The 3,921-nt window shown below is 40.1% G+C and carries 3 protein-coding genes; all 3 read right to left on the bottom strand.

All coding sequences use genetic code 11. The annotated features are described in order from the left end of the window. Positions 1–37 precede the first annotated feature (37 nt). The 3 genes from QZ379_RS12205 to QZ379_RS12195 are packed head-to-tail and all read right to left on the bottom strand — an operon-like array spanning position 38 to position 3,840. Complete coding sequence (locus QZ379_RS12205) at positions 38–694, bottom strand: glycoside hydrolase family protein (protein WP_291565241.1); 657 nt, start codon at positions 692–694, stop codon at positions 38–40. Position 695: 1 nt separating this feature from the next. After that, positions 696–2,372: a glycoside hydrolase family 43 protein gene (locus QZ379_RS12200; RefSeq protein ID WP_291565238.1), complete on the bottom strand. Its 1,677-nt coding sequence runs from the start codon at positions 2,370–2,372 to the stop codon at positions 696–698. Positions 2,373–2,403: 31 nt separating this feature from the next. Then, positions 2,404–3,840 (bottom strand): alpha-L-fucosidase, encoded by a 1,437-nt coding sequence (locus QZ379_RS12195; RefSeq protein ID WP_291565235.1) that lies wholly within the window; start codon positions 3,838–3,840, stop codon positions 2,404–2,406. Positions 3,841–3,921 lie beyond the last annotated feature (81 nt).

Below are 3,921 nucleotides of genomic sequence, written 5' to 3'. Positions count from 1 at the left end.
AAAGGTAATACTTTTGGGGGAATTTTTCGCAATTCAATTACTTTTGACTATAAATCATCAGGTATCTGCCATCCGGCATCTGACATAAGGAAGGATTTGATGTCATCAGGCAATCATAATCATCGTCATTAGCGGAAATATCTATCAACGGTTTATCCGACCTCATCCATGGGCCGTAAGGACTATCTGAAACAGCTACTCCTATTCGTTGGTTATTGCGATGCGACCAGTTTAACACCTCTTTCTGAGGTGTACCCATCACCTTGCCATCACCGGTATTTCCCATGTAGTAAAGATAATATTTTCCATCGAATTTATGTATTGTGGGATTGTGTGTACACCATCCGTCCCAGAACTCTTTACCTCTTCTTTTAAGTGCCACATCGACAAAACGCCATGGTCCCGTGATTGATTCTGAAACAGCATGCGCTATTTCAGAATCTGTAAGCCATGCCCATCCCAAATGCTTGGGCCATCTGGAATAATACATATGAAAAAGGCCGTCATCGTCTTGAACAACAGATGCTCCCCACACGCTATACATCCCATGAGGGCTGTCATGAAAAACAGCAGTATGGTAAACCTTTCCTAAAGATATTTTATAACTTACATCCTTTGAGCTGTTATTACCAGCTATCAAATATAGTGTAAAAGGGGGAATTATGAGTAAAAAGAAAAATATAAGATTTCTCATATCAATTAGATGTTTTAAATATGTCTCCATATACTAAGGTAAATGTGTCAAATTCGACGATACTTGTAGAATAAATTCCATTTGAGGTAGCATACATTCCAACCATTGTTCCTCCGTATCCTCCCGAACGCTGAAACTTATCTGAAACAATTTCAAGAGAGATCCTGCATTCCATTGTGTATGGAGTGTCATCATTTACGATAAAGGAAAGTTGTTTGCCATCGGATACAATGGAGAGGCTTACCGGACCTGGCTTTATCTGTCTTTCAGTTAGAGTTCTCTTTGCTCCACCATCATATGATGTGACAACAGCACAACCATTCTTCACAGTAAACGTAACATAATATTTACTGCTTCTATAAAGAATGACACCGGCTTCTTCGTTAGGATTATGAGATGTGAAACTCATTAATGCGGATGCCTTAAACTTATGTTCCTTTACTCTTTTTACAATCATAGAAGGATTAACAAAATCGGATGCCACTTCAGAACGTAGCTTCATTAATAATTTCCCATTGCTCAGCGAATACCAGTCTGTCATAGGTGTTCGCAGGAAACACCAGTCAAGAGCCAGTTTATCATTGTCAAAAGAGTCGGTATCACCGGCACTCCTTACAGGTGTCCATTCCAAATCCGGACGCTTGCCAACTACAGGCAACCGTCCCTCGCCGGGACTGACTATGAACCTTAAGCTTTCCTTACCATTCACATCAGTAAATTCTTCAATCTGCAATGGTGCAAGAAAAGTTTCACGTCCTATATAGCATTCTCCGCCAACTCCTCTTCGCTTACCCAGCGCCACCATCCACCATTCACCTTGTGGTGTCTGTACAATATCGGCATGACCTGTAGCATACACAGGATATTCGGTCCCTAGATGGCGATGAGTCAGGATGGGATTAATCTGAATAGGTTCATATTCACCCCATATACTGTCGCTGACAAAACATGTCACAGCATGATCTATATCTGTTCCACCTTCCGACATTAGCAAAACATATTTACCTTTAATTTTATACAGATGCGGTCCCTCGCCCCAACGGGCATTAGTGGCATGCCCAAATGTAAGCTGTTTACGCTTGCCTATGAGTTTCTTGCTTTTTAAGTCAAGTTCCTGCATCCAGACTCCTGCCTGTCCATACCATTGTTTGACTCCAGAAAGATTGCCATTGCCAATATAGTAACACTTGCCGTCGTCATCCCAAAACAATGAAGGATCAATACCCGGAGCATCAATCCAGACCGGTTCGCTCCATGGACCGGCAGGATCTGTTGCTGTAATATAGAAATTACCTTTGCCACCTATGTGTGTGTTAATAATATAAAACAGCCCGTCATGATAACGTATTGTTGGAGCAAACAGTCCGCCAGAATCAAATGTCCCCGGTTTGATAAAATTATGATCCCTATTGTTAAAACCATGTCCTATAAGTTCCCAGTTAACTAAATCTTTGCTTTTGTAAATGGGAAGTCCGGGATACCATTCAAACGACGAATTGACAAGATAATAATACTCGCCTGCCCTACATATAGAAGGATCAGGTGCCATACCCCGTATAATCGGATTATGGTAAGTATCAGGAACTCCATCACTCTGTCTTGAGAATGATGAAAGGAAAGAACCTATCAGCACTGTGAAAAACAGGCATCTTAAAAAACATGTATAACTTTTAATCATAATCAAATCTGCAATATCGTTTATATTATTTCTATTTACTTAAAGTAACTTTAATTACTACTGCAAACTGTTCATTCTCAAAATCAGGGAGACTGACTGTAAGTCCCTGTTCATCATGACACCATTTTGTTTCAAACGAAGGAAATCCCAAAATTGAAACATTTTCTATATCTCCTTTCCTTAAGGATAGAACAGAAGACATAGCTTTTATACACAGTTGGTCATCGTTCGGTGTTCCCAAGCAGATGGCATAAATGTTGTTCCCGTTAACTGTAAATCGGATATCCTTCTGCGTAAACTTATTCTGTGCAAAATGGTCATTATGATGGAATTTGTTGTTGTTTGAATTAATGACAGTAGGTCCTTCGCCAAAAAGTGACCATGGAGTAGTATTATATATAGCTTCACCATTAATATTAAGCCATGCACCCACCTTGTGTAGTGTTTCCTCGACCTCAACCGGGAATGAACCATCAGCTTTTGGAGGTACATTAAGAAGCAGTATACCATTCTTACTTACCACATCGGCAAGCATATCAATAATATTATTTGCATCTCGGAGAGGAATTCCCTCTCGATAGAACCAGCCATGAGTAGCCCAATCAGGACAAATGTTCATATCTACATCTGTGAGCCATGGAGTGTCATACAACTGGTCCATCAACCCATTTTCGAGGTCACGCATTCCAACGCATGGAGGAATATCGCTCGATTTATAAGTAAACTCAACTTCTTTTCCTTTCTTAAGAGCCTGATTATAATAGTTGGCAATAAAAGTTCTCTGATCGGCATCACTCAAAGCGCGTGGTTCTTCCGGCATCTCTGCTTCACCCACAAAGTGTGTACGATTAATAAATCTCCACCCCTTTGTTTCTCCGAAACTTGCATCAACCCAAAGCAAATCCGGAACATACTTGTTAATGCCATCCATACATATATTCAACCAGTCTTCGTGCTGTGTAGCATGTAGTGTCATTAAAAATTTCATTCCTTCGGCATAAATTGCTTCTTGCAGTTCGCCCACGATGTCGCGATGAGGATTCATATCAACACTATTATACGGGGTAAGGTCGCTGTCCCAATGAATATACGGGCTTCCATGCCATGATATTGGTCCTGCAAACTTGGCTCCAGCTTCCTTGAAAAGCTTTGCCCAAGCTTTCGGATTGAATTTTTCTGCCTTGAAATCCTCCAACGAGTTTTTCATAGCACTTATCTCTTCATCCTTAGTTTCAGGACGTGCAATATCTTTCTGGTTTCTTGAATAATCAACCGTAGATATACCCCAATGGGTATAAATACCAAACTTTGCATCAGTCAGCCATTTAGGTGTTTCATGTTTTGCTAGCGAATTCCATGTAGCAACATACTCATTAGCATTTTGATTATTCTTTTCAACAGAATTTTCTTCCGGTGTGCCGCATGCAGTCATGACTAATGCGCTCAGCAATAAATAAAGTGTCTTCATAGATGTAATAAGTAAATTTTAAGTGAGTGAAATAAGCACATAGAGAAATAAGAATACAATATCAAATGGAAAGCGTGTAGC

The sequence above is a fragment of the Bacteroides sp. genome, from assembly GCF_019417265.1.
GTDB lineage: Bacteria > Bacteroidota > Bacteroidia > Bacteroidales > Bacteroidaceae > Phocaeicola.
This window is presented reverse-complemented; position numbering and strand designations above follow the sequence as displayed.